The organism is Marivita sp. NO-S04 (assembly GCF_059070475.1).
In genome coordinates this window covers 4233770-4259327 of the sequence record NZ_CM180980.1, presented here as the reverse complement: position 1 = coordinate 4259327, position 25558 = coordinate 4233770, and the positions used below count along the sequence as shown (strand labels likewise).

Below are 25558 nucleotides of genomic sequence, written 5' to 3'. Positions count from 1 at the left end.
TGTGCTTTCATGAAATTTCAGACTTGTGCAGCGTGCATTTCTTGCAGATGCGACGCTCTTTGCTGAGATACGTGCTTACGGAGAGCCTTAGGCAATCGTTCACTTTTTAAACTTACCGCAAAACCAGGTGACAGTTTTACGCTATCGGCCCAAGGACGAAGCCGTTCGCGCGGCATTGGGGTCCGTGGCGGGTGTTCGGGACTAATCGCCACCCTGTGCATTTGGGAATGTGGGCATCTGCCTGACGATTGAGGCCTCTCAATCGACAGACAGGAGGTTCCCATGACCGAGGAGAGGATTTCGCCGCTGCGGGCGCGGATGATCGAAGACATGCGCATCCGGGGGATGGGCGAGAAGGCACAGAAGTCCCACATCCGGGCGATCAAGGATTTCGCGCGGTTTGTTGGGCATTCGCCGGACACCGCTACCCCGGAGGAGTTGCGCGCCTACCAGTTGCACATGACCGACACCGGGGTCACGGCCAGCACGTTCAACGTGCGGATTGTGGCGCTCCGGTTCTTCTTTGGCATGACCTGCGGGCGTGAGGACATGAAGCGCTACATGCAGTTCCGCACGCAGCCGCGGAAGCTGCCGGTGGTGTTCAGCGTCGAGGAGGTGTCCGACATACTGATGGCGGCGCCCGGGCCCGGCCTGAAGTATCGCGCGGCGCTCAGCATCTCCTACGGTGCCGGGCTCAGGGCCGCCGAGGTCTGCAATCTCAAGATCGGGGACATCGACAGCGACCGCATGCTGATCCATGTCGAGCAGGGCAAGGGGCGGAAGGACCGCAAGGTGATGCTGTCCCCCGGCTTGCTCGAACTTCTGCGCGACTACTGGCGCGAAGCGCGCCCCGAGGGCTGGCTTTTCCCTGGCAAGCCCAAGATCAACCCGATCTCACCGCGCCAACTGAACCGCGCGTTCACGTCGGCCAAGACCATGGCCGGGGTCAAAAAGGCGGCGACCCTGCACACCCTGAGGCACAGCTTTGCGACCCATCTGCTGGAGGCCAACACGGATGTCCGGGTGATCCAAGTTCTGCTCGGCCATGCCAAGCTGACGACGACGGCGCAATACACGCATGTCGCCACCAAGACGATCCGCGACACGGTCAGCCCCTACGAGATGCTGGCCAAGCTGCAGGATCACGCTGTGAAGCGAAGTCTGGAGTGACCGGGCGCCGGGGTGCCCCGGCCGACGCTGGAGATCGCTGACATCTTTCGTGCCCATGGTCCTGCGTGGCGGCAGGCCAATGTCGGGCACGTCAGCCTCTCGCAGCTCAAGGTGATGTCGGCGATAGAAGCCTGCCGGACCGAGGCGCTCGGCGGGCATGTAGCGGGCTGCGCCAAGTGCGGCCACCATCACATCGCCTACAATTCCTGCAAGAACCGGCACTGTCCGAAGTGCCAGGGGCCGGCGGCGCGCGACTGGATGGTGGCGCGCGCCGAGGACCTTCTGCCCGTCGAGTATTTCCACGTCGTCTTCACCCTGCCAGCCGAGATCGCGCAGATCGCCCTGCGGAACAAGAAGGCCATCTATGGCCTGCTGTTCCGGGCGTCCGCCGAAACGGTCACGACCATCGCAGCCGACCCCAAGCGGCTCGGCGCCCGGATCGGCATGACAAGCGTGCTGCACACCTGGGGCTCTGCCCTGACGCATCACCCCCACATCCACATGATCGTGCCGGGCGGAGGGCTCTCGCCGGACGGCACCCGATGGGTCGCCTGCAAGCCCGGGTTCTTCTTGCACGTCCGCGTGCTGTCTCGCCTCTTCCGGCGCTTGTTCCTCGACGGGCTGCTGGCGCTTCATGCCGTTGGCGAATTGGCCTTCTACGGCGATCTCGAACGACTGGCACAGGCAGATGCCTTCGCCACCTGGCTCGCGCCGTTCCGCAAATCCGAATGGGTCGTCTACGCCAAACCGCCCTTCGGCGGTCCCAAGGCAGTGCTCGCCTACCTGAGCCGCTACACCCACCGCGTCGCGATCTCGAACCATCGCCTGATCAGCGCAGACGCCGAGACGGTGGCGTTTCGATGGAAGGACTACCGCATCAAGTCCGGCGACCGCGCGAGGGTCATGCGCCTCGCCACATCCGAGTTCATCCGCCGGTTCCTGATGCACGTCCTCCCCGATGGGTTCCACCGGATCCGGCACTACGGACTTCTGGCCGCTGCAACCCGCAAGGCCACCATCGTCCGCATCCGCGGCCTGCTCGGGCAGCGGGCGCCCGAACTGGAAGCGCAGGAACCAGCGGAGCCTGCCCCGCTCACCCTGCGCGAGCCGTGCCCAAGCTGCGGTGGCCCGATGCGCATCACCGAAATCTTCCGTCGCGGCCAAAAACCGATGTCGCGCGCCCCACCACGGGAGCAGGCCGCATGACAAACCGCCAGTCTCTGCCACGATCAAACCTTCGGATCTCACACCCGTTCCGGACCGGCTCAGCCATGCCTCACGCAGTGCCACGCCCGCGAACCGCCGACGAAAGGCGCCGCCCGCGACCGCACATCATCAAATCGGCCGATCAGGGCGCTCTTTGCGACGGGCGATATCATTCGATCCGTCAGCCACGTTGCACCGGCGCTGGAAACCTCAACGCACTTTCCCCATAGACAGTACCTGGCCACCGCGGCTTCCACCTTGGGAGGATTTCCAACACGGGCCGACTACTCGTCAAGCGGCACCGTTGCACCACGGCCCGCATCGAAAATCCTTCACCAAAGCTGCCGTTCGCCCCAACTCTCGACCCCAGCAGTACAGCCTTCCAAAGCGGACATCGGGGCAAGGCACCGCAAAAGACCGCAGAGAGCCCATACCCGAAGTCTCCAAGTTATGCTGCGCGCGCACGTAGCACGAAAATCACTGCATGTGCTTGCTTCATTACTTTGCACAGCGACGGCGATAGCCGCCATTCGGTCACGACTCAGCGAGAATTGCCACTGCAACTCAAGGGTCGCGGGACGTCACCCCAACATTCTGTAAAATGACGTTGTTGCAAACACGAGCTTGTTCATAAATATGGCAAAACACTTGAGGCCAAAACGATATGATGCAGTACTTTGATCTGAGCGACGACCAGTTCGAGAAGGTTGTGGTCGCCATCGGTCAGAGACTGTTTGGACCGGGGCTGATGGGTTTCGCACCCGGCAAGGACGGTGGGCGCGACGCAAAGTTCAAAGGAACAGCTCAATGCTACCCATCGGCGGCGGCGCCCTGGACTGGCTGCACGATCATTCAGGTCAAACAAACAAACGGTATCAACGCCTCATTCAGTGATCCATCGGTGTGCAATCCTGACAAGCTTACCGGGTTGATCTGCGACGAAATTCCAAAGATCAAGGCGCTCTATGAGAGTGGAGAAGCACAAAACTACCTTCTGATTTCCAACCGAAAACTCTCTGGCATTGCCGAGCAAAAGCTCACCAAATTGATCTCCGACATGACCGGAATGCCTATCGGCAATGTCGCGCTCTCAGGAACTCAGCAGTTGGACGACTGGCTGGAGTTATTTCCCGATGCGAAGTCGTCGATATCGATCAACCCCCTCCAAGCACCATTGATTGTCAGCCCCGACGACCTTGCTGACACGATTGAGGGGTTTCGGGAAACCGTCTTGGTTGCAGCATCCGACGAAGACCGGAGCACACCTACCCCGCGCACACCGCTTCAGGAGAAAAACCGTTTCAACAACATGACGCCTGACTTCGAAGCCGCGCTGCGCAAGCGGTACTTTGAGCTCATGTTCGACATCAGAAAGTTCTTATCTGACCCAATCAATGAGAGCTTCAAAGCGTCCTATCAGGAGGCCGTCGATGAGTTTAACCTCAAGATCATTGCCAAGCGGTCAGACTATGAAACCTTCGATGACGTGTTTAACTACCTGATCGATCTTTTGATCGGCCGATCTGGCATTCTGAGGTCGAACAAGCGGCTGACTCGCGCTATGCTCTACTACATGTATTGGAACTGCGACATCGGGAAGGACAAAGATGATCAGACCGTCTAAGCACGCCCACCCCGATCTCACGGTTGTAAGCGTTGCCACAGTGATCCTTGACCGGCTGAAGAAAAAGCGAACCGAGACCTACGCAGACCTTCTCGCACTTGTGGAGAAGCACACCAAGAGTGCCAAGGCTCTCTTCCTGCCCGCCGTTAACCTACTCTTTATGCTCGGATTGATCCGCTACCTGCCAAAGGCTGACCGCTTCGAGTATACGGCACAAACATGAGACTGCGCCGACTCTACAGCAACCTTGACCACTACTTCACTCCGATCCTCTTCAACGACGGTTTGAACGTGGTCCTGGCCGAAATACGACTGCCTGAAAATAGGTCCAAAAGCTCTCATAACCTTGGCAAATCGACACTCGCGCGCGTGATCGACTTTTGTCTTTTGGGAAGCGTAGGCAAGGATCATTTCTTCAAGAAACGGGAAGATCTGTTTGGCGAGTTTGTTTTCTTTCTCGAAATTGAGCTGCTCGATGGTTCCTTCCTGACAATCCGGCGGGCAGCCCTGAACCCGTCAAAAGTCAGTTTTTCGCTGTCCCCAACGACACAACCAGACCTTACCAGTTTGGCCAACGATGACTGGTCCCATTTTGAGCTGCCATTTGCCAAGGCAAAATCGCTTCTGGATGGCTATCTCGACCTCAGGGACATCGATCCCTGGAAGTTCCGGAACGCCATCGGCTACTTTTTGCGGACACAGGCCGACTACGACGATGTCTTCAAACTGCAACGTCATGCCGGCGTCGATAAAGACTGGAAACCCATTCTCGCGCGGATCCTGGGGCTTGACGCTTCAATTTTCACCGAGCGATATGAGTTGAAGGCAGAGATTGAAGTTAAGGCGGCCCTTCTGGCAAGAGCTCAGCAGGGTGCAGATGGCAGCGAGTCAGACCCGGCAAAAGTCGATGCTTTGATCCAGTTGAGAGAGGCGGAAGTCTTTCGGATGCAAGCCGAACTGGACGAGTTTGACTTTGAAGGTTTCGATGCCAGCAAGACCACCGCTATCGTTGACGACATCGACGCTCAAATCGCCGATCTAAACCAGGACCGCTATCGCTTGTCGCACTCGGTCTCCGAACTGGAACGCGGTCTGGTTGCCGATAAGATCGCTTTCGATCCACAAAAGGCCAAAACCCTCTTTGAAGAAGCTGGTGTCAATTTTCCAGACCAGGTGAAGACGGACTTCGAACAACTGATCGCCTTCAACAAAGCCATCACTGAGGAACGAAGCGAATACCTGCGAGAGGAGCTTGCATCAGCAAAAGCAGAGATCGCGCGCATCAACTCAGAGCTCACCGTGCTCAACGATAGACGACGCCGAAGCCTCGAGTTCCTGCGCAGTGAGGACGTGTTCGACAAATACCGGACGCTATCTGCCGAAATCGCCAAGACGGCGGCTGAAGTTGAACTCCTAAAGCGTCAGCACAATACGCTCTCTGACATCCAGGACAAACGCCGTGAACTGCGCGAAGCCAAAGCAAAATATGCCGAGTTGCAGGGCATTGCCGAAGAAGCGCTCGATCAAGCCAGCCGGACTCGGACCAGTCTGTTATCTAAGGTCAGAGAATACTTCAGCGGCCAGTTGAAAGATGTCCTGCGGCGCGACGCCATTCTTTCGGTAAGCCTCAACGGGGAAGGCAATCTGGAGTTCCGTACCGACTTCGTCGATCGCAACGAGCTGTCCACAAGCGAAGCTGACGGCACTTCCTTCAAGAAGTTGCTTTGCGTTGCTTTCGATCTTGCGGTTGTTCGTGCCCATCTCGATGGTGCGTTCCCAAGGTTCGTTTTTCATGACGGGATCTTCGAATTGCTCGACCCACGACCAAAAGCCAACCTGTTGGCCTCCGTGCACGCCTATACTGAGTTGGGCATTCAATCGATCATCACTGTAATGGACTTCGATTTGCCGACCGATGACGACGGTGGCTATGTCGGATTTTCAGAGCAGGATATCATCCTGCGCCTGCACGACGACGGCGACAAAGGACGGCTGTTTCATTTTCAGGGTTGGTAACTCCTTGCCGATCAGGGCCGCTTTTCCTCGTGCCCGTCAACCGAAGTCCCATGCACGTTGCAGGCATATTTCCCTCGGCCCCATACCCCACGTCTATCCTGCCCATGTCGAACGTCTGCTTTGCCCAAACCCTCTACAACGCATCGCAATCGCAGCTAACTTCCACTTACCGCCAAATGCTCCGGCTCCCGGCAGTGCAAAGTTAGAAAGCGTTTTGTTCACCTCTGACTGTTTTACTCCCCCGCTCATCTATATGCCCGCAGCAGCAACAAGGTTTATGTTTGACCCGCTCGGTAGCCACTTTCAAAGAACAAAGCTTTGAAAAGAATGACGCATAGGTGCATTCAAGCTATCACGCATACCCTGCAGACCACTCCGTCAGGAATGACGAGATTTCATCAAGCTCTTGTGGCGCCGCAGCATGAGCATCACGCAGGCTTTCGAGTGCCGCTTGCGCTTTCGCAAGAGTCGTCCATCCGGTTTCTGGCGCATCCGGCGCAGACCATTTTTCGCGCAAGTAGCTGTCGAATTGAGCCTTTTCCTGGGGGTTCAGCAGTTCTGGACTGTAAAACGCCACCAATCTACGACCAAGTTGTCGAAGACGTGGATCCGAAAGGCTTGCCACGATTTCCTGTCGCCGCGGCCAGTCGGCGCCTTGAAACTCCTGAAGGAGATGCTTGTCAGCGTTGGTGTAAAACGCGCCATATATCTGCCTTTCCACTGGCTGGGGCGGCGCGTCAGCAACATCAGCGAAGCGCGCCGCCATCGCCGCGCTAACCCTCTGCCGAAACTCTGGCGCATCCGCGATGATCGCGGCGCGGCGCAGATGTTCCGCGCTGGGCCGGATTGGCTGGAGGAGCGCCGGAGCCTTGTTTGTCGAAACGATCCGGATAATCTTTGGCGTGCCATCAACGGCCGCAAGGATCACCTCATCGGACGCTTGTAGAAATTCGGCCGGGTCCTCTGCGTCCAGATCGAAGAATGCTGCCTGCGTGCTGTTGTTCTCCGAATATCCGCAAAAACATCCAACACAAGATTGCGGCTCACCACCGCCAACTCGGGTCACCAGTTCATAAGGGCGGAAACTTTCAAGCTTCTCCTGGACGCGGGTCTTGTGCGCGTTGTCGAGCAGCTCCGCCCATAGCGCTGGGCTGCGTGTCGCAATCAGGCGCGCAATATGAATGGTCGCCTCGACATCCCCCAAAGCATCATGCGCGTTGTGCGCGTCGAAGCCATTTGCAGGCGCCAATCGATCCAGCTTGAAGCTGCGCCGTCCCGTTTGATCCGCAGACCAGGCGAGCAGATCAGGGTCCCGGACATAGGCGGCATAGACCGCAGGGAGGATGTCAAAACGCGTGTTTCCATTGAACTGCGTGGCATAGACGTTTGGCAGCAGGTTTTGATAAAAGGTCTGCCGCAGGACTTCCTCGTCGAAGTGTATGGTGTTGAATCCGACCCAGATCGCTGGCGCCCATCGCCCGATGAGCGCAGCCACCTGCTGCGAAAACTCGAAGAGGGATGGCAGGGATGGGTCCGTCAGCTGGTCAGGGGTGACGCCTGTCACCACCAAGGCCTGCGGCGAGGGCAAGATGTGCGGCGCTAATTGGCAGCGGATATTGACCCGCTCCTTCTCCACAAAATGCTCATCCGCCCGGATCGCGGCGAACTGCAGCGGCTGGTCGAATTCCGGCGAGATGCCTGTGGTTTCAAGATCGTAGAAAACAAAATCCATATAACGACGATAGAGCAGGCAAAGCTCGAACGCCATGATATCCATGCCGCTCCGCATGTAGATTTCCGGCGGTCGTGACCGTAAACAGACTTTGGACAGGAGCGATAGCATGCAGAACTCAGAACAAGTCTTCCCTTTGCATGTCGGACTGGTTCGCTCAATGGCTTGTCGTGCCGACAGGTGCTTAAGCGGGTCGAGCCGTTCGGCCGGTCGAAAGACATGGGCAATCATACGGGCGATTGTGTTGGCAGTCGCGACCTCGTTGGCGCCGACGCATGCTGTTGCAAGTGATCTGGTTGGCGTGGCCAGCGTCATAGACGGCGATACGCTTGAAATCCGCGGGGTCCGCATCCGCCTGCACGGGATTGATGCCCCTGAGAGCCGGCAATCGTGCATGCGCGCATCTGGCGCTCGGTGGCGCTGCGGGCAACAGGCCGCTTTCGCCCTCTCGGACCGGATTGGTCGGCGCACGGTCAACTGCTCGGTGCGCGACGTGGACCGCTATGGTCGTGCAATCGCTGTTTGCAGACACGGCAACCAAGATCTGAACCGCTGGCTGGTCAGCGAAGGATGGGCTGTCGCTTATCGTCGATATTCTCGCGATTACAGTGATGCAGAAACTGCAGCCCGCAGCGCTGGGCGTAATATTTGGTCCGGGCAATTCGTGCTGCCGTGGGATTGGCGACGCGGACAGCGCCTTCCATGACGTCATCGGCCGAGAGCACGACGGAGGTCCTCGCTGGCTTGGTAGAACGGGTGACCTTCCACAGCCAGGAGAGCGGCTTCTGCGTGCTTCGGGTGAAGGCGCGCGGGCACCGGGACCTGGTAACCACGGTCGGGCACGCGGCGATGATTTCTGCAGGCGAGTGGATCACAGCCTCGGGCGTCTGGATCAATGACCGCAATCACGGTCTGCAATTCAAAGCTCACTTTCTCAAGACCCATGAGCCGTCGACGGTCGAAGGCATCGAGAAGTACCTGGGCTCTGGGATGATCCGCGGCATCGGGCCGGTATATGCCAAGCGGCTGGTCAAGGCATTCGGCAAGGATGTGTTCGACATCATCGAGGCAGCGCCCGAGCGCCTGCGCGAAGTCACTGGCATTGGGCCGATGCGCGCGGCCAAGATCACGGCCGGCTGGGCGGATCAGAAGGTAATCCGCGAGATCATGGTCTTCCTGCACCAACACGGAGTGGGAACAGCACGCGCTGTTCGTATCTTCAAGACATACGGGACAGATGCCGTCCAGGTGATGAGTGAGAACCCTTACAGACTGGCCAAAGACATCCGGGGCATTGGGTTCAGGACAGCCGATCGGATTGCCGAAAAGCTGGGCATCGAGAAGACGGCGATGATCCGTGTGCGAGCGGGGATTTCGTTCGCGTTGAGTGAAGCCATGGGGGATGGCCACTGCGGCCTCCCGCGGGCGGAGCTGATCGGTCTTGCGGGCAAGCTGCTCGAAGTAGAGCGTCGCCTGATCGACAGCGCGTTGCAAGAGGAACTGGCCGAGGACACCGTCACGGCGGATCGCGTGGGAGATGCAGACTGTATTTTCCTGACCGGGCTTTATCATGCGGAGCGCGGGATCGCCGCGCATGTGAAGCGCATCGATGCGGGCGCCCTGCCCTGGCCCAAGATCGATGCGGACAAGGCCCTGCCATGGATCGAGCAAAAGACGAGCCTCACACTTGCTGCCAGCCAAGCCGAGGCAATCCGCCTGGCACTGCGCTCAAAGCTCACGGTGATCACCGGCGGTCCCGGGGTGGGCAAGACCACCATCGTAAACTCGATCCTGCGGATTCTGGCTGCCAAGGGCGTGAAGCTGCTGCTCTGTGCGCCCACCGGCCGCGCAGCCAAGCGGATGACCGAAGCCACCAGCATGGAGGCCAAGACCATCCATAGGCTGCTGGAGTTTGACCCGAAGGCCTTCGGCTTCAAACGCAACGAGGAAAACCCTCTCGACTGCGATCTGTTGGTCGTGGACGAGAGCTCGATGGTCGATGTTCTTCTGATGCAATCGCTTCTGAAAGCCGTGCCCAGCACCGCAGCGTTGCTCATCGTGGGCGACATCGACCAGTTGCCCTCGGTTGGCCCTGGCCAGGTCTTGGCAGACATCATCGGCTCCGGCGCAGTGCCCGTGGTGCGTCTGACCGAGGTGTTCCGGCAGGCAGCCCAGAGCAAGATCATCACGACGGCGCATGCCATCAATGCAGGCCGCTTGCCCGATCTCGGCAAACCCGATGGCGAGGCGGATTTCTATTTTGTTCCGGCCGCGGATCCGGAGCAGGGCGTACCGCGGATCGTCGAATTGGTGGCCAAGCGTATCCCGCAGCGGTTCGGTTTCGACCCGATCAAGGACATTCAAGTCCTCTGCCCGATGAACCGCGGCGGGGTCGGCGCGCGATCCCTCAACATCGAGCTTCAGGCCGCGCTGAACCCTGCCGGGGAGAAGAAGGTCGAGCGCTTCGGTTGGACCTTCGCGCCGGGCGACAAGGTGATGCAGATCGAGAACGATTACGACAAGGACGTCTACAACGGGGATATCGGCATGATCGAAGACGTCGACCTCGACGACGGCGAGGTTGCCGTGAACTTCGATGGCCGCACGGTGAGCTTCCTCTTTGGCGAACTCGACACGCTGGTCCCAGCCTATGCAGCCACGATTCACAAAAGCCAGGGGTCGGAATACCCCGCCGTGGTCATCCCAGTCATGACACAGCACTACGCGATGCTTCAGCGCAACCTGATCTATACCGGGGTCACGCGGGGCAAGAAGCTTGTCGTGCTGGTCGGACAAAAAAAGGCTGTGGCCATCGCGGTGAAAAATGTGGCGGGGCGCCAGAGGTGGTCAAAACTGAATGAATGGTTGGCGGAAGACCCCTTGGTAGGCGTCAATATCAATACGCGATAATGTTCGAATATGAGGTGAACGCTTGCACATCCGTTCCAAGTCCGATCGTTCCTCACCATGGTCACGAAATACGGCCGGACCCCTGGGAATCCGACCGTACAATAGTGGCTCAAAACCTGGGTGCAGTGCCACACCCGATAGCGTGAAGTTCAGACAGCAGCTGCCGCTTTTTTTACAGCGCTACCCGCGTCGGCGGATGCCTTCTTGAAAGAAGTCGCCGCTTCGCCCGAGAAATCCTTGCTGGCAGCCATCATGAGCTCAAAGGTCTCCATCTGGAGTTTTTTTGCAAGTTCTGCGAAGGCCGCCATGCTCTCGGTTGCGACGTCTGCCTGGGCAGATGCAAAATCGCTCATCGCCTGCGCATAATCGGCCGGCTCTGCTTTGGCTTTCGACATCTCAGCCAGTTTCGCCAGCGTGTCCTTGGTCCATTTCTGGGAAATTTCAGCCGACTTGTCTGCTGCTTCGATGGCAACGTGAGACAGTTTTTCGGTCAGGGCCAGCGAGTTCTTGTACGCCTCTTCCATCGATTTGGTATCAACCGGGAACGCGTCCATCATCTCCTTGAGGGTCGCCGCCATGTCTGTCGCTTTATTCATTGTCGCAAATCCTTCTTTGCTCGGCGGGTCCACCCCGCTGTCCTTTGGTGATGCTTTAAACGTATTTGCTGCGTTGCAGCATTGCAAGGATTTTCTGCGGTGCAGCATTTTTGGTTGGGGATGCATGCGTGCAATTCAGTGTCTCTTCGCATCGCGAAACCACCCTACGACACGCTGGTCCCAGCCTATGTCACGACCCTCTACAAGAGGGATGGGCGGAATATCCCGCCGTGGTTATCCCAATCGAGAAACAGCACTACCCAATGCTGAAGCGCAACCAGATCTATACCGGGATCACACCGGGCAAGAAGCTTATCGTTCGCGTTTGCCAGACGAAGGCTGTGGCGATCTTGGCGAAAAAAAATCTCGGCGCGGCGGCGCTGGTCGAAGCTGGATGAGTGGCTCAGCGGCAAACTAGCGGCCTAGCTGAGTCAGCCGTCGCGATCTGCTTCCGAAAGGGCCGCAATATTCCACGCCAGCCGTTCGGCCATCAGCCCCGCCGAAAGCGCGGACCCTGCAATTCGCTGAAGCGCTTGCCGCGCCTGATCCACCTCATCAAGACGCGCAGCCGCTACCATCAGGTGCTCAACAGCTTCATCGATGTCGATCGGGCTCGGCTCATACCCACGGCCCTCGAGCAGATGTCGAATGGCCTGCAAAGCGACCGCCATCGCGAAGCCCGGTTCCTTGAGTTTCAGGTCCCGTGCTGCGCGGATCAGGGTCGCAGGTGCCGCATCGTGATGTGCGGCACAGTCAAGCGCGATATCGAGGAACCGCGCTGTCTTCGCGGCGGCAAACCACTTTCCTTTCGTGCCATGCGTGTCGATCAAATCTTCGAGGATTCGTCGCGCGTCGAGGTCGGGGTAACGCTTCACCAGATCGCGCCACATCGCGAGATAGGTGTTGCCCGAGACCGAGGGCAGGCCAAAGCGGCGATAGGCTTCTTCCTCGCGGCCCTGACTTACGAGAATGCGTTCACAGAACGCAGCAATCTCGACATGGCCCCATTGTCGACGCTGATCCAGGAGCAATGCCTCAGCACGGGCAAGAGCGTCATCCTCGCGTCCTTGGCGCAGCAGTGCCTCGGCGCCAAATTTCTCATCAAACCAGAGGCGTGTCTTTTTCCGCTCAAGAAGCTCCAGCAACTCGTCATACCGCCCAGCCTCTAACAAGCAAGACAGCGTCAGCGTCCCCGTTGGCACATGAATAAAGTGCATGTGGTCGGACCAAGCTGCCTCGATCATTTCGAGGTCCCGGTCGGCGTGGAGACTCATCAGCGCAGGATAAGCTGCGATTTGGCCAAATCGGTCTGCGATCGGCGCGAGATAATCCACACCGTCGTCTTCGATCGCCTCGCGCAGTTGTTCAAGCCATTTCGCGCGAGTTTTTTCATCAGCGGGCGCATCGATGAGGACCGGCAGCAATTCCTCGAGCGTCCGGCGCACGGCATTGCCTAGCGCGCCCGAAGACGTGTCGATATGCTCAAAGGCTGGCCAGATGCGCTGCGCAAGCGCTATGACACCTTCTGCCGCTGTCGCAGGATCGACCCGTGCTACAGCCCGAATTTCTGAGCTTGCGGATTTCAGACGTTCAATGGCCTTGGACGATGACCGCCAGCTGTAAGCGCCCGCCCGCATGCCCGGCTTGAACGCCCATTTATGTGCTGCTGCCTTCGCCATCCCCTAACGCCGCCGCGCGGTGCTGCGCGCGATCCAGTCCGAACCAGCATAACCGATGACATGCACCAAGACCTCGCGCTCGGCCTCGTTGACAGTAAAGGCAATGACCGCCTTGCGTCCTGCCGGTATCGCGCGAAGACCCGGAGCGATTTCTGAGCGAACGCTGCCTTTTAGAGGAGTGTCAGCCAGACTGTAAATTACGGCCTCAATCTCTGAAAGCCGCCGCTCGGCCGCCTCCGGCCCAGCGTAATCGGCGATCAGCTCCACGATCGATGCCAAGTCATCCGCGACAGCCGGGTGAAACCGGATTCGATATGTCATCCCTGCCGCACGACGCCGATACGGGCGCGGGCCGCCGCAAAGGCGTCTTCGGGATCTACATATTCCGCATTTGGTGTTCGCATGCGCGCGCGGATTTCATCTACCATGGCATCAAGCGCAATCCCGCGCTCTTCTTCATCCCGGATCATCTGTTCAAGCGCTGCCGCTACAGCCGCGCTCTGCGAGGCGAAGACGCCCTCACCTACTTTGTCAGTTAGGAAACGATGATGGCGATCTGTGAAACTGAGCGTGGTTTTGACTGTCATAGCGAAGCCTCAAGTATGACCTAGTAATCTACACATCACACGGCGCTGTGACAAGATGGACGATTCCCCAACCACACCCAACCGCACCATGAGGTCACTGCTATTCTTCGACATCGTAGCCTGCTAATCGCGACTGTCCGGCGCGCTCTGCAACGCCCACCCGGCCGGCATTCAAAAATGCAAGAGACAAAGGTAACGCTTCAGCGATCCGGTTTAGAGTTGCTATCCGTGGGTCTCGCTGTTCATTTGCGATTTCGGACAAAGCAGGTGCGCAGATACCTGTCAGCAGCGCTAACTGTTCAAGGCTAATAGTCCGATCGCTCCGGACCTCGCGGGTAAGGCGGCCCAGATCATCTCTCACCATTAACCAAGAGCTTCACCCTTCCGCTTTATACAAGGATGGAGACCCCATGGGGCTTTCACTGAAATTTATCGTAAACGGTAAAAACGATGAGATTCGATCAGATCAAAACCCCACATTTGCTGAATAAGGTAACCGTCATGGAAGCGGCCAACGTCGATTTTGGGGCGGTTGAATGTCGGTGAGTGCGCGTGGGCCGTATGCGAACGCACGCGATTGTGGACGAATGTTGTTTTTCTGGAGCGGTGTTGACGTGGCGTTGACGTAAACCGCAAAATAGCATGGGGTATCAGATTACCATCACGCAAGCATTTGATTTATTTATTTATTTTGGTTGCGGGGGTAGGATTTGAACCTACGACCTTCAGGTTATGAGCCCAAATGGCCGATAAGTGGAAAATAACGTTAAATCAATCACTTAAGATGCAAGCCTTTGAACTGCGGCCATTTTCAAACCCACATCCAACAACATTCGAGCAAATTGGCAGTCAACCACCTTCAAAAAACCTCGTTCGACTGTTGATGTGGCGTTGATGTAGCCCGGCCCATTCATTGCAATCGACCATCACGTCGCCTTGCTCAAAAAACGGTTTGATCGGCCCATATCTGCCGTCTGCGATTATCATCGTTGCTGCCATGCAGCTTCACCACCAAGGGGGTTTGACACATGTTCCGAGTAGCTGGTACCCCTCACCTTAGTGGTTTGTGCTTCAAGGGAAAGTTGGTTTCATGAAAGTCACGAGCTTCGGGCTGTTTTGGAGGCAAAGCGAGATCGACTGGAATCCTGGGCAGGGATATAAAAACAGTTTTCGCCTCCTAGGCAGGAAAGGCGCCAATCGAGGCACCATTCAGATTGCTGACTTCCGATTTCGAGTTATGGCTGAATCTGGTGTCTGGGCGATTTGAATGACGGCGGTGCATCTGGTTGGTTTGTTGTTGCGACACAAGCCACCATCCAAAGGAGCACCACCATCATGGACGACGCTACCATCATCGATTTTGCGGGTCGAGACGCCATCACGGACCCGCTGACAGACCTTCTGCGAAAAGGAGCCCGGGAATTGCTTCAGGCCGCTGTTGAAGCTGAGAGAGACGCCTTTCTCGCCGCGTTTGCTGAACGCCGGACAGCAGAAGGCCGTGCTGCGGTTGTTCGCAGCGGATATCATCCAGAGCGCGCGATGCAGACCGGGATCGGACCGGTCACGGTGAAAGTGCCGAAGGTACGGGCGAAGGACGGCAAGCCCGTGACATTCCGCTCGGCGCTTGTGCCGCCCTACGTCCGAAAGGCCAAAACTATCGAAGCCGCGCTGCCCTGGCTCTATCTCAAGGGTATCTCGACAGGCGAAATGGGCGCGGCTCTGAAGATGCTCTTGGGCCCGGAGGCCACCGGTTTCTCTGCCAAGACAATTTCACGTTTGAAAGGCCAGTGGGCGGCGGAATACAATGATTGGCGCAAGGCCGATCTGAGCCGTGACGAGTGGGTCTATATCTGGGCGGACGGCATCTACAGCGGGCTCCGTGACACTGATGATCGGCTCTGCGTGCTCGTTGTGATCGGGGTCAACGCCCGTGGCGAGAAGCACTTCCTGGCCATTGAAGATGGCGTCCGGGAAAGCACGCAAAGCTGGCGCGAGGTGCTTCTCGGCCTCAAAGCCCGTGGGCTCGCTGCTCCGAAGCTGGCCACCGGTGACGGGGCCATGGGGTTCTGGGCGGCATTGGAAGAGGTTCTTCCAACCACGCGCCAACAGCGCTGCTGGATGCATAAAACGGGCAATGTGCTCAATTACCTCCCCAAGCGCACCCAGCCCAAGGCTAAGAAGATGCTTCACGACATCTGGCAGGCCGAGACCCGCGAGGATGCCCATGCTGCGTTCGATCTGTTCATCGAAAACTTCGAGGCGAAATATCCGAAGGCGACCGAATGCCTGATCAAGGATCGGGATGAACTGCTGACATTCTACGACTTCCCAGCCCAGCATTGGCAGAGCATCCGGACGTCAAACCCGATCGAAAGCGCGTTCGCCACGATCCGGCACCGGACCAAGCGCACCAAAGGCTGTCTCAGCCGGGACGGCATGCTTCACATGATGTTCAAACTCGGACAATGCGCTGAGCAAAGCTGGCGCAAGCTGCGCGGCTTCGTTCATCTCGCCGACGTCATCCAGGGCGTCGATTTCGTCAACGGCATCAAGTCAATAAACCAGCAGCTAACCGCCGCATGATGATCGCTTGGACACCAGATTTGACAATAACTCTCCGATTTCAGCAGGGAATTTATATCCTTTATGACGAGTACGGCCCCTCTTACGTCGGTCTAACAAGAGCTCAAGGACTTGGGAAGCGTCTCAAGGATCACTTGGACGATCATTTGGCTAATCGATGGGATCGTTTCTCGTGGTTCGGATTTCGTCCCATAGGCGGGCCGATTCCGGACACCGGTATCTTGGAACTAGATACGCCTTCAGAAGACTTGACGGGCGATACCAACACCACAATCGGCGATCTAGAGGCCTTACTCATTCGATCAATCGGGCCGAAGCGAAATACCGCTTATCCATCATTCCAAGACGCCGATGAGTGGACACAGATAGAGTACGAAGACCAGGAAACCTACCTAAAACGACTTGGTGCCTGACGGCCCTAAGCGGACATTCGACATTGGCTCAATTTTAGCTTGCGGCATTCACTAAAGCTGACATTCAAAGATGTTACCGATTATGAAACGTGGCTTGTCAAAGCTGGCCTTGATTGCTGATAGAGGCAGCATGACGATACTCGCGTCATCGGAGAGTTCCATTGGGTCACTATGAAAGTCAAAAAACGATAGGATAGAGCCATGTCCTACCGATCCCCTTTGACGTAGCTTTACTGTAGTTGCGTGGGAATGGAAAGAATACGCTGGAGGGTGTACCCGTAAGCTCGCGCAGGTAAAACAACCCAAATCCAAGGGCCTGAGGCTTTGTAGCTAACGGACACAAGTAGAAATTTGATATACCACTGTTTCTCAGCTCTCTGTGATACAATCGCGAAGCACTTGCAGCGACCAAAAAAGGATCGTTGGCACTGCAGAACTGCTCTGTTCTTCCGGGTGGATTAAGCTCGTCTGTGTCAACTTTATCAACTCGGATAAGGCTCTCTTGATACATGTCGGCAGTCAATGACGGGAGGCTCAATAGTTGAAGTAACCGAGCACTCTCTTTATAACGAATTGCGTGCCCCATTAGATAGTGATCGTATCCGACACCGAGAAGTAAGACATCCCGGCCAGTATCCGGAACGTGAACACCCTCGAAGCCTGAAACTTGCCGAACGTCCTGGATATCCTCAAGAGAGAAGCTCGTGTCTGCTCCTCTGGAGTACCGCTCCGGCTCCGAATAGATTACTGACAACGATTTCGCTCTGGACGCTTCAAAGTACTTTAAAAGCATAAAAATGTGATGCCGCATAAAGCCTGTTATATCGATGCAAACAGAAAGAGCTGCTGGTTCAGCTAGTCCTGAATCATGTACACCTTTGAGAACAAGTTCGGCTTCGTTTTCAGGTAGTCCTTCTATCCGCGAAAGATCAATCGAAATCTCGTTTAAGTCTTGGTCGGAATAGTGATATTCTGGGAGTATCCACCAATGCTTCTTACTTGCTTGGATATTCGCGAATACATGCCTGACGCGTTCACTATGATTGAATGCAGAAATGAATACATCGAACTTGCCAAGAGCATCAAAGTTTTCAATTCTTTGCTTTGAATCAATTAGGTAGGAAACTTCAGTTCTAGAGATCACAATAGTACGTCCTGATCTGGGTCAACGCGGAAAATGCCCACTTCAAGCATCGGCTCAGTTCGCTTCTTGAACAGCATACCTAAATTGTCTCGGTGGCCTTCGTCGAACAGAGCGTTGGCAAAATCATCATCGAGTTCGATCGTTCCTCGGATGGTGTATGAAACATCCCATTTTGGCGCCAACATGGGTACGAGTTGGTACTTGTATCTCCGTTCTTCCGTATTCTTGTCACTGCCTGCATGAGGAACGTGTATCAGGTGAGACCAGTTTTGAGCGGTACGTAAGGTCTTCCTAGCTTCTTCAGTCAGCTCACTTTCTCGAACACTAAATGAAGAAAGTCCCGGCTCCGACGGTTTTGCGCTATATCGAACCGTTCGAAACAACCTTGCGACAGCCTCTATGCTAAGCCGAACAGATGCTGCATTTGTTTCGGGCTGTGCGTCTTCCCAGAACCATTGCGATGCATCTTTGATACCGTCTGTTTGCGCATGCTTGCTAATGACACCCCCTTCGAACGGTTGCTCACCAGCAAAAAGAGACCGACGGTAAATGTGCTTTAGAAGCATCAAAAGGTTTCTCGGAATTCCTTGGGAAAGAGTCACGATAGTGTCGAAGCCACAATAGGCAACTGGCTGTCTCGCTTCCCTGTACAGTTGTGCCAGAAGGTCAGATTTATAGTACGCTAGCACGTTTAGGTGTAGTCTACCCTTCGCCTTATCTCCTTCGGAATAAGCTTTGGCGCTATCCGCTATTTCTTTTGCCGCCATCTTGGCAGTACCGACCTCTCGAGGAGCTCTCCGATAGAATAAGAGCAAACTTGTCTTCTCTATGAGTGGACGTTCTTTGCATTGTAGCTGGTCGATAATTTCATCAACTGACTTTTCGTCTATTGTAGTTCTTGTAAGTAAAGTTGAGCGAAACTTCTTAAAATACGGGCGTTCACGGTTGCCCTGATCGGTCCTTCGCAGGATTTCCAAGCATTCGTCAGAATAGTCGTTGGCTGGATCAACACTTTCAAACTCTTGTGAAAGTTTGTTCTTCCTCTCTTGGGAGCAAGTGATCCCAGCTTGATTCAACCTTTTCGCAATCAATTTAGCTGAGAAGTCGCGATACTCTGCGTCCCCGAGGCCCCTTAAGAAATCATCAAGCCTAACTTCATCATACTCCGATCCTCGCTTGATCGGCTCACCGTCATTCATAGTATCGTTTGTGTGAATACCGTAAAGACGTGCGCCAACTCGAAATGTTACGCGCCCTTCTCGATAGCGGATCAGGAAATTAATGAATGTTTGCTGGAGCTCACTGAAATTCTCAGCTTCGTCAATCATGTAGCAGACCGTTGCGCCACCGATTTCGGTGCATGCAGCATGAAGCGCTTTGGCAGTGCCAAAAATGAGTCGACCCGGGGAGAAGAGAATTTTAAGATCGTTAAAGATATCCTTTTGTAAAGCCGCATTGTTCGACCGATAGTCGACGTCCTTTCGAAGGCGAGTTAAGAATGCGAGTAAGCCCTCCAAACTATCAAATTCGTGACCGACATCGACGTCAAAACAGTTTCTGACCTCTGACAGGAACTGATCTAAGTTTAGGAAAACATCGCCTTCTGACACCGTGGGCAACTGTTGCAATACAGTCAAGAAATGGTGAACCAACCACATCTCAAAGTAGTAGCCGAAAACACTTTGCCACTGCTCACGCTCCATACCTTTTCCAAAGAACTTTTGGGCGTTCAAGGCACCCGAGTCGATGTATAGGCCGATGTAGCCGTCGTTTCTAATCGCCTGGACTAAATTGTCACCAAACTTGCGCTTCCTGACTGAGTGAGAACAGTAACGCAACAAGTGAGTCTTGCCACTTCCCTTGCCACCCAACAGTCTCAATGGCGTGGTAGAAGTAGGCTCAAGAAGCCGAGCTACAACTTCTTCATTGTCGCCGGTCGCATCGACGTAGAGGTCAAGGATTTCGTCAGCGGTGAAATGCGATGCCTTCGGAGTATCGAATGGGTTCTGTGTCATATGACTAGTATCCATATTTCCAGTGTCTCTGGAATGCGGGCTCCCACGGGATCTGTGCAGTATGATCGCGGTGTCCCCAGAAAATCGGCAGAGTGTTGTCGGGAGTGTTGTGGCCAAACCCTAGAACGAGTTGATTGTTGTCAAATCCACCTGGCAGGCCTGGCCAGAGCAGCTCTCCGTAGTAAAGACACACGCTACGCACAATTTCCGGGTCAATGTCATCTGGGTGGTCCTTCAGAAAACGCGAGTTCGCCGAAAGAGATGCAAACGTCTCGTCGAGCTCGTAAATTGCGCCGCTATTTTGACCAAACACTGTCTTGTCCCGGATTTCCTTGATGCCCGCTTCAGTTCCAAAAATCGAGTAGTAGTGAAAGCTCACCTTAGACGCGTCGACCATCGAAGCGATCTCTTCCAAGACGCTTTCGGAAAATTTGCGGGCAGTCTCACCTGATCCGCAAACATCATCGATGAAAAAGTAATCTGTCACATTTGGGTGGCGGATTGTTCGACTGAAGAAGCCATCCTGAGTGCGTGTCGCTTCCATGATCTCCGAGGCGCCCATGAAACGCGTCTTTGACAGTGAATTCTCCTGACGAAAGAAGTACAAAAGGTGCGGCCCACTTTCGGAGGGATTGCCGATACCCAGTATTTTGGTGTTGTCCAACATGATACTGAGCTGAGCTTCAATCATGTCGAGATCACGTGTATTTTGTTGAGAACTTCGAGCTCGTTGAACAAACGGTACTACGATCTTTTCTCGGTAGAGTGCTCTAAGTAGCACCCGCACTTCGCGACCGCCAAAATACATGAACTTTGACAAGATAAATAGGGCGTGAAGTTGCTCGACCTCCTTGCTTTGACCTGATCGACCATCGAAGTTATCAAGCCACTTTTCGACAGTGTTCCACTGAAGTTTGTTTTCCCAAGACCTAATGTTCAAGACTGTAATCCTTGAACGTAAAAATTCGAAAGTATCCGAGGAGAGCGCAGCAGGATGATCGTCATCTATTCCAAGAATTTCGTCTATACTATTCAATTTGTTATGCCTTCTTGAAAACCATGATTTTTTCATGACTTATGCTCGAGGAAGTGGAAGCTCTCTTGGTTTGCAAGCTACGAGAAACAATCTTGTCGTTTAATTGTAAGACTTGAACACCTCCGGCTCGTCTGAACATTTCAGCCGTATAGCTCGTTGTTGGAAAACTCCGTCCACATATTGTGTTATCAGCCATTACAACCACAGCGTACCCACCCACCTTGAGTGCGCTCATGGCCTGTACCGCTGCACACCTCATCTCGTTCAGAAAGACCGAAGCGATTGCGGCTCGTGTTGGATTCTCAGACGCTATCGAAAGAATCAATTCGTCTGCGGCACTGATTGTGGTGGGTTCGAGGTTATGTATCGCTTTCTTTGGAAGGTGTTCTCTTCCAAGAGTTTGCTTTTCTATTGTTGTAAGCTCACTCGCTCTGACCTGATCTAGCCAACCCATAGAGAGACTTGTGGCCCGTACATATTTCTGTGCTCCGGCGTAGGGAGGCGAAGTGATAATTAGATCCATCTCGCCGCAACGGCGACCTTCGGTAGGCCAGTTGGTACCTAAATTGAGAACATTGTCTGAAACTAGGGTTGCTTTCCCTAAGGATGGCGATTTCAAGAGATCGCTTACTTTTTGCTTCGCCTTTGATACTGTTTTCTCAAAGCTGTCCCATACTTGTTCTGAATTCGCGACGATATCGACAGGCTCCCCATCCTTCTTCAGGCGAACTGGAACTGAGAATCTGGGGTTTGCACGACTCAATTTCTTCGCAACGGACGAAAAACAAATGCTCAGAAAGTGTTGTGCGTCTTCACTTGACACCTTGGATACTGCCGCTTTTAACCTCGACAGGTTTTTCGACGTTGTCTGATTGTACCAGTAGGCTAGGTTGACAACGTCAGGCGTGGGCGTCTTGAGAAGATGGTTTTTTGCGTAAGCGTCCTGCACCTGTTTCATAGCGCATTCTACTTCAGATTTTGACAAGGCCGTTGTCTTGCCTTTGGTCAGAAATCGCGCAAACGGATTTACATCGCAATAGTAGGCATCCCGCCCAGAAAGAATCGTCTCAAGTGCAACAGTTCCAGACCCTGAAAAAGGATCTAGCACAGCGCCACCAGGGGGGCAGAGAATCGCGTTCGCCAGAAAGAAATGAGCGATTTGGGGAAGAAGCTTGGCTGGATAACTATGCAAGTAATGACTAGCCCGACTTCCGCCATGTACCCAAGGCACAAGCTCTCGAAAAGATACCTCTATTGTCAGCCCGCCTGATCTTACATATTCTGAAAGGAATTCGGATAGTTGCGCCCCTGTGTCTTCAGGAAAGTGGCACGTAGGCTGAAAGCACTGCAGAGTTGCGCGCGGTTTCGTGACGCGTAAGTCTTTTCTGATTTCCTTATTCATTTAACTGTACTGTCACCGATTATCTCGTGCTTGATGGTTGGCCCTGAATGGCTCAGGCATTTCCAATGCGCCTATTGCTCTGCAGGTTAGCTGCATCGATCGCAAATTGGAAGGGCGCTCGATTACTAGGCAAGCATCTGATATTGTGTGCTTATCTCGAGCCGGCAAGAGGCAACACCCGGGGATGTCTACTTGAAAACCAGTGCCTTCCTCGCCGAGGAGAATGTTCCCCTCGCGCCCCGCAATCATAATCAACTGGCACCCGGCGCAGTCAGAAATTCAGTGTCTGCTTTGACCGTTTGGATTTGTTGCGCTCGCAGATGCAGCGAAAGTCGGCTTCCCGCCGGGACCGGACGTTCAAGAGCGCGATGTGAATTGCATGGAGTGAACACTCATTCCAAGCCAGCTCTGACGAGCGGTTACGGGTCGCCACTGCCAAAAGGACAGGAGCACGATCCGACTCGAACGACCGGCATAAGCTTGGTGACACCTCGCTACGCAGGCGGGTTGCGCATCAGATTAGCTAATGCGGCGTTGCCCTGACCCTCCAGCCCTTTGGCTGCCCCAGCGCGCGCGTCTTCGGTCTTGTTCTGGCCAAGCTTCCAGGTGGACTGCAGGTCGCTGACACGCATGACGCAGGGCACGATGCCGCGCATCATCCGCTCCATCACGCCCTCGGCCATCTTGTCAGAGGTCCAGGGCTTCTTCGGCAGAAGCCGCGCTTCGAAATGCGCCGAAAGCCGATCCAGAAGATCGCGAAAGCCGTCCTCATCACTCAGCCGCGCCTCACCCACCAGATGCACGGCGACATAGTTCCATGTGGGAACCTGATCGGCGACCCCATACCAGTCGGGCGAGATGTATCCCTCGGGGCCGTCCACGATCAGCCGCACGGGCGCGCCATCGGCAATCGCGCGCGCCATGGCGGAGTTGCGGACAAGGTGGAACTCCACAACCGACCCATCGTCGGACAGCATGAACGGAATATGGCTTGCAAGCGGCCCCTCGGCGCCTTGGGCCACCAGAATGCCAAAAGAACGCGCCCGCACCAGTGCAAGGCTTTGCGCGGCGTCAACGCGCCGGAAGGCGGGATTGGGATGCATCTGTACCTCTTGTAACCCTAGGCGACTGTAACGGACCAGGGGGCTTCATCGCGCGCTGATCGCAGGCAACCCGCCCTGGGAAGGGATCAACGGGGCACGAGCGCGGCGATAACCGCATCGAGATGGGCCCCCGCGACATAGCTTTCCAGCCCCGCCATGATGGGCTTGGCGGGGTTCTTCGGGCAAGGCTGCGCCGCGCCGATCACGATTGCAACCGGGATCACGCCGGCCCAACTGGGATTGTCCATGTCCCCAGGCTCATCGAGGTTCCCTGCCGCGCGGATCTTGGCCGAGGCTTCCTCGATCTCCATCCCGATGACAGTCGTGGCCTTGATGTCCTGCGTCGAGACGGGCCGCAGCCCGGCATCCCGGCCCGGATAGAAACGCTCGATCATCGCGTGAAGCGCGGCGACCTTTGCCTCGCCCTCGATCAGATGGGCCTGGCCAAAGCACATGACCGACCGGTAGTTGGCCGAGTGGTTGAACCCCGTCCGCGCCATTACCAGCCCGTCGAGATGCGCCATCGTCAAACAGACCGGCACGCCGCCTTCCTGCGCACGCAACATCCGGCTGGCAGAGGACCCGTGCCAGTAAAGCCGTGTGCCCTCGCGCCAATAAAGGGTCGGCGTGCAATAGGGCTGGGCGTCGATGACATCGGACACATGGCACAGCATCCCCGAATCCAGGATGGCATGGACGCTGGCATGGTCGTAGCGGCCCCGGTCATGCCGACGCTTGAGGCGGTTGCGGGTGGTGACGGGATAGGTCGGGGTTGCGGCGTCGGTCATGGAGGGTCTCCTCTTGTTGCGGGCGGAGTAGCAGGCAATATTGGACCCCAAAAGGACCAATCATTTGCAGAAACATCGAACCAATTTGCCCGACTGGTCCGCGCTGATCCCGGTGCTGCCTGCCGCAGGGCCGCGCCGCGATGCGCTGCAGGCCGAGTTGCGGCGGCTGATCGAGACGCGGGTCCTGCTGCCCGGGCAAAAGCTTCCGCCGAGCCGAGAGCTGGCGCAGCGGCTTAAACTGGCGCGCGGTGCCGTGGTCGCGGCCTATGAACAGCTGGCGGCGGATGGCTTTGTCGATGCGCGGCTTGGCGCCGGCACCTATGTTGCGGCGCAGGTTCCCGAGCATGCCGCCCACGGCACCGCACCGCAGGCGCCCGTGCCAACCGGTCCCACGCCCCCGGCACCGGGCAAGCTGGGCGGGGGCACGGCCGACGACAAGACACTGCGCGATCTGCGCGGCCTGTTCCGCGAGGTGCTGATGCGCCCGCCGCCGGAGTTCCTGCATTACGGCGATCCTTTCGGTGACCTGTCCTTGCGCCGTGAAATCGTGGATTACCTGCGCGCCACGCGCGGCATCCGTGCGGGGATCGAGCAGGTGATGATCACGTCGGGCACGCAATCGGCCCTGTCGCTGATTGCTCGGGCGCTTCTGCCGTCTGACAGCCGGATCTGGGTCGAGGACCCTTGTTATCCGCAGGCGCTGAACCTGTTCCGAAGCCTTGGGCTGGCAATCATCCCGGTGCCGGTGGACCAGGATGGCCTTGACCCCGCCGCAGGCGTTCTTGCCGCGCCCGAGGCCGAGGCGGCCTATCTGACGCCGTCCCACCAGTTCCCACTGGGCGCGACGCTTTCCATGCCGCGCCGTCTGGCGCTGCTGGACTGGGCGCAAAGGGCTGGCGCGTGGATCATCGAGGATGATTATGACAGCGAATTCCGCTTCACCGGCCCGCCTCTGGCCGCGCTGCACGGTATCGACCGGGCGGGCCGCGTCATCTATCTCGGCACCTTCTCCAAGGCGCTGGCACCTGGGTTGCGGCTGGGCTACGCGGTGCTACCGCCCGAGATTGTCGAAACCGTCCGCAGACTGCGCGACCTGACCGACCGCTATCCCAACCCGCTGATCGAAACGGTGCTGGCCCGATTCATCGCCGATGGGCATTACGCCGCCCACCTGCGCCGCGCCCGCAAACGCTGTCGGATGGCGCGGGATGCGCTGGTCGAGGGGCTGTCCGCAGCACCGCTGGATGTAAAGATCCCCGATCAGGGGCTGCATCTGATTGCTTATGCCCGCGGCGACGAGGTGGATGCCGAACTGCAGCGCCTAGCGCAGGCGGGCGGACTTACCAGCCGCCGCCTTTCGCAGATGTTCCTCAAGGCCCCTGCACAACAAGGGCTTGTGATCGGCTACTCTGGCTTCGAGACCGCCGAAATCCGGGCTGCCGCTCATGGAGCGACGCGGGCCATCACTACGCGAGGAAGAGGATAATTGGCGCAGGCCGCTCCGTTCATCGGGTCGCTCGTTCATGATGCGGTCAAGCGGTGTAACCCCGAATG

The 25558-nt window shown here is 56.3% G+C and carries 23 protein-coding genes; 11 read left to right on the top strand and 12 right to left on the bottom strand.

Annotated elements, in window-relative coordinates:
• Positions 1-282 precede the first annotated feature (282 nt).
• The 5 genes from ACK3EW_RS21530 (at position 283) to ACK3EW_RS21510 (ending at position 6016) form a co-directional block, all read left to right on the top strand.
• Entirely contained in the window at positions 283-1170 is an 888-nt protein-coding gene (locus ACK3EW_RS21530) for a tyrosine-type recombinase/integrase (RefSeq protein ID WP_493807793.1), read from the top strand.
• A gap of 12 nt (positions 1171-1182) precedes the next feature.
• On the top strand, positions 1183-2376 hold the full coding sequence (locus tag ACK3EW_RS21525; protein ID WP_493807792.1) for an IS91 family transposase: 1194 nt from the start codon (positions 1183-1185) through the stop codon (positions 2374-2376).
• A gap of 748 nt (positions 2377-3124) precedes the next feature.
• Positions 3125-4000, top strand: a complete 876-nt coding sequence (locus tag ACK3EW_RS21520) for an ABC-three component system protein (RefSeq protein WP_493807791.1) — start codon at positions 3125-3127, stop codon at positions 3998-4000.
• Positions 3984-4223 carry an ABC-three component system middle component 8 gene (locus ACK3EW_RS21515; protein WP_493807790.1) on the top strand — a complete coding sequence of 80 codons (240 nt, stop codon included), beginning with the start codon at positions 3984-3986 and terminating at the stop codon, positions 4221-4223. The genes ACK3EW_RS21520 and ACK3EW_RS21515 overlap by 17 nt, the downstream gene beginning before the upstream one ends.
• A complete protein-coding gene (locus ACK3EW_RS21510; RefSeq protein WP_493807789.1) occupies positions 4220-6016 on the top strand; it encodes a DUF2326 domain-containing protein in 1797 nt (598 codons plus the stop codon). The genes ACK3EW_RS21515 and ACK3EW_RS21510 overlap by 4 nt, the downstream gene beginning before the upstream one ends.
• 352 nt (positions 6017-6368) lie before the next feature.
• Here the strand turns inward: ACK3EW_RS21510 and ACK3EW_RS21505 are convergent, their stop codons facing one another.
• Entirely contained in the window at positions 6369-7793 is a 1425-nt protein-coding gene (locus ACK3EW_RS21505; protein WP_493807788.1) for an exonuclease domain-containing protein, read from the bottom strand.
• A gap of 196 nt (positions 7794-7989) precedes the next feature.
• Between ACK3EW_RS21505 and ACK3EW_RS21500 the strand changes: the two genes are divergently transcribed.
• Together ACK3EW_RS21500 and recD2 are read left to right on the top strand one after the other, a co-directional pair.
• Complete coding sequence (locus ACK3EW_RS21500; protein WP_493809772.1) at positions 7990-8454, top strand: thermonuclease family protein; 465 nt, start codon at positions 7990-7992, stop codon at positions 8452-8454.
• Complete coding sequence (gene recD2, locus ACK3EW_RS21495) at positions 8451-10658, top strand: SF1B family DNA helicase RecD2 (protein WP_493807787.1); 2208 nt, start codon at positions 8451-8453, stop codon at positions 10656-10658. Before ACK3EW_RS21500 ends, recD2 begins: the two co-directional genes overlap by 4 nt.
• A gap of 149 nt (positions 10659-10807) precedes the next feature.
• On the opposite strand, the gene ACK3EW_RS21490 is transcribed toward recD2, so the two are convergent.
• Positions 10808-11254, bottom strand: coding sequence for a phasin, PhaP (locus ACK3EW_RS21490; RefSeq protein ID WP_493809771.1), 447 nt, complete (start codon positions 11252-11254; stop codon positions 10808-10810).
• A 230-nt stretch (positions 11255-11484) separates the two neighbouring features.
• On the opposite strand from ACK3EW_RS21490, the gene ACK3EW_RS21485 reads away from it, so the two are divergent.
• Complete coding sequence (locus tag ACK3EW_RS21485) at positions 11485-11652, top strand: hypothetical protein (protein ID WP_493807786.1); 168 nt, start codon at positions 11485-11487, stop codon at positions 11650-11652.
• A 33-nt stretch (positions 11653-11685) separates the two neighbouring features.
• On the opposite strand, the gene ACK3EW_RS21480 is transcribed toward ACK3EW_RS21485, so the two are convergent.
• From ACK3EW_RS21480 to ACK3EW_RS21465, 4 genes are all read right to left on the bottom strand, one after another.
• Entirely contained in the window at positions 11686-12933 is a 1248-nt protein-coding gene (locus ACK3EW_RS21480) for a hypothetical protein (RefSeq protein WP_493807785.1), read from the bottom strand.
• 3 nt (positions 12934-12936) lie between these two features.
• On the bottom strand, positions 12937-13254 hold the full coding sequence (locus ACK3EW_RS21475; RefSeq protein WP_493807784.1) for a type II toxin-antitoxin system RelE/ParE family toxin: 318 nt from the start codon (positions 13252-13254) through the stop codon (positions 12937-12939).
• Positions 13251-13520 carry a hypothetical protein gene (locus tag ACK3EW_RS21470; RefSeq protein WP_493807783.1) on the bottom strand — a complete coding sequence of 90 codons (270 nt, stop codon included), beginning with the start codon at positions 13518-13520 and terminating at the stop codon, positions 13251-13253. Before ACK3EW_RS21470 ends, ACK3EW_RS21475 begins: the two co-directional genes overlap by 4 nt.
• 100 nt (positions 13521-13620) lie before the next feature.
• A complete protein-coding gene (locus tag ACK3EW_RS21465) occupies positions 13621-13884 on the bottom strand; it encodes a helix-turn-helix domain-containing protein (RefSeq protein ID WP_493807782.1) in 264 nt (87 codons plus the stop codon).
• Positions 13885-14855: 971 nt separating this feature from the next.
• On the opposite strand from ACK3EW_RS21465, the gene ACK3EW_RS21460 reads away from it, so the two are divergent.
• A complete protein-coding gene (locus tag ACK3EW_RS21460) occupies positions 14856-16103 on the top strand; it encodes an IS256 family transposase (RefSeq protein WP_493807781.1) in 1248 nt (415 codons plus the stop codon).
• A complete protein-coding gene (locus ACK3EW_RS21455) occupies positions 16100-16516 on the top strand; it encodes a GIY-YIG nuclease family protein (RefSeq protein WP_493807780.1) in 417 nt (138 codons plus the stop codon). Before ACK3EW_RS21460 ends, ACK3EW_RS21455 begins: the two co-directional genes overlap by 4 nt.
• A 178-nt stretch (positions 16517-16694) precedes the next feature.
• Here the strand turns inward: ACK3EW_RS21455 and ACK3EW_RS21450 are convergent, their stop codons facing one another.
• The 6 genes from ACK3EW_RS21450 to ACK3EW_RS21425 all read right to left on the bottom strand — a co-directional run bounded on the left by ACK3EW_RS21450 (position 16695) and on the right by ACK3EW_RS21425 (position 24004).
• Positions 16695-17660, bottom strand: coding sequence for a hypothetical protein (locus ACK3EW_RS21450; protein ID WP_493807779.1), 966 nt, complete (start codon positions 17658-17660; stop codon positions 16695-16697).
• On the bottom strand, positions 17657-19675 hold the full coding sequence (locus ACK3EW_RS21445) for an ORC-CDC6 family AAA ATPase (RefSeq protein ID WP_493807778.1): 2019 nt from the start codon (positions 19673-19675) through the stop codon (positions 17657-17659). The genes ACK3EW_RS21450 and ACK3EW_RS21445 overlap by 4 nt, the downstream gene beginning before the upstream one ends.
• A 4-nt stretch (positions 19676-19679) precedes the next feature.
• Positions 19680-20747 carry a phosphoribosyltransferase-like protein gene (locus ACK3EW_RS21440; protein WP_493807777.1) on the bottom strand — a complete coding sequence of 356 codons (1068 nt, stop codon included), beginning with the start codon at positions 20745-20747 and terminating at the stop codon, positions 19680-19682.
• Positions 20716-22113, bottom strand: a complete 1398-nt coding sequence (locus tag ACK3EW_RS21435; RefSeq protein WP_493807776.1) for a TRM11 family methyltransferase — start codon at positions 22111-22113, stop codon at positions 20716-20718. Before ACK3EW_RS21435 ends, ACK3EW_RS21440 begins: the two co-directional genes overlap by 32 nt.
• Positions 22114-22607: 494 nt before the next feature.
• Positions 22608-23216, bottom strand: coding sequence for an FMN-binding negative transcriptional regulator (locus ACK3EW_RS21430; RefSeq protein ID WP_300587964.1), 609 nt, complete (start codon positions 23214-23216; stop codon positions 22608-22610).
• 86 nt (positions 23217-23302) lie between these two features.
• Positions 23303-24004, bottom strand: a complete 702-nt coding sequence (locus ACK3EW_RS21425) for a pyridoxamine 5'-phosphate oxidase family protein (RefSeq protein ID WP_493807775.1) — start codon at positions 24002-24004, stop codon at positions 23303-23305.
• Between the two features lie 64 nt (positions 24005-24068).
• Here ACK3EW_RS21425 and pdxR point away from each other — a divergent pair, with 64 nt between their 5' ends.
• Positions 24069-25490, top strand: coding sequence for a MocR-like pyridoxine biosynthesis transcription factor PdxR (pdxR, locus tag ACK3EW_RS21420; RefSeq protein WP_493807774.1), 1422 nt, complete (start codon positions 24069-24071; stop codon positions 25488-25490).
• The last annotated feature ends 68 nt before the right edge of the window (positions 25491-25558 follow it).

Excerpts from the sequence above, each read along its gene's own strand:
- ACK3EW_RS21530 (WP_493807793.1), top strand. The coding sequence starts at position 283 with ATGACCGAGGAGAGGATTTCGCCGCTGCGGGCGCGGATGATCGAAGAC.
- ACK3EW_RS21520 (WP_493807791.1), top strand. The coding sequence starts at position 3,125 with ATGGGTTTCGCACCCGGCAAGGACGGTGGGCGCGACGCAAAGTTCAAA.
- ACK3EW_RS21515 (WP_493807790.1), top strand. The coding sequence starts at position 3,984 with ATGATCAGACCGTCTAAGCACGCCCACCCCGATCTCACGGTTGTAAGC.
- ACK3EW_RS21510 (WP_493807789.1), top strand. The coding sequence starts at position 4,220 with ATGAGACTGCGCCGACTCTACAGCAACCTTGACCACTACTTCACTCCG.
- ACK3EW_RS21505 (WP_493807788.1), bottom strand. The coding sequence starts at position 7,793 with ATGGATATCATGGCGTTCGAGCTTTGCCTGCTCTATCGTCGTTATATG.
- recD2 (WP_493807787.1), top strand. The coding sequence starts at position 8,451 with ATGACGTCATCGGCCGAGAGCACGACGGAGGTCCTCGCTGGCTTGGTA.
- ACK3EW_RS21490 (WP_493809771.1), bottom strand. The coding sequence starts at position 11,254 with ATGAATAAAGCGACAGACATGGCGGCGACCCTCAAGGAGATGATGGAC.
- ACK3EW_RS21480 (WP_493807785.1), bottom strand. The coding sequence starts at position 12,933 with ATGGCGAAGGCAGCAGCACATAAATGGGCGTTCAAGCCGGGCATGCGG.
- ACK3EW_RS21475 (WP_493807784.1), bottom strand. The coding sequence starts at position 13,254 with ATGACATATCGAATCCGGTTTCACCCGGCTGTCGCGGATGACTTGGCA.
- ACK3EW_RS21470 (WP_493807783.1), bottom strand. The coding sequence starts at position 13,520 with ATGACAGTCAAAACCACGCTCAGTTTCACAGATCGCCATCATCGTTTC.
- ACK3EW_RS21465 (WP_493807782.1), bottom strand. The coding sequence starts at position 13,884 with ATGGTGAGAGATGATCTGGGCCGCCTTACCCGCGAGGTCCGGAGCGAT.
- ACK3EW_RS21460 (WP_493807781.1), top strand. The coding sequence starts at position 14,856 with ATGGACGACGCTACCATCATCGATTTTGCGGGTCGAGACGCCATCACG.
- ACK3EW_RS21455 (WP_493807780.1), top strand. The coding sequence starts at position 16,100 with ATGATGATCGCTTGGACACCAGATTTGACAATAACTCTCCGATTTCAG.
- ACK3EW_RS21445 (WP_493807778.1), bottom strand. The coding sequence starts at position 19,675 with ATGACACAGAACCCATTCGATACTCCGAAGGCATCGCATTTCACCGCT.
- ACK3EW_RS21440 (WP_493807777.1), bottom strand. The coding sequence starts at position 20,747 with ATGAAAAAATCATGGTTTTCAAGAAGGCATAACAAATTGAATAGTATA.
- ACK3EW_RS21435 (WP_493807776.1), bottom strand. The coding sequence starts at position 22,113 with ATGAATAAGGAAATCAGAAAAGACTTACGCGTCACGAAACCGCGCGCA.
- ACK3EW_RS21430 (WP_300587964.1), bottom strand. The coding sequence starts at position 23,216 with ATGCATCCCAATCCCGCCTTCCGGCGCGTTGACGCCGCGCAAAGCCTT.
- ACK3EW_RS21425 (WP_493807775.1), bottom strand. The coding sequence starts at position 24,004 with ATGACCGACGCCGCAACCCCGACCTATCCCGTCACCACCCGCAACCGC.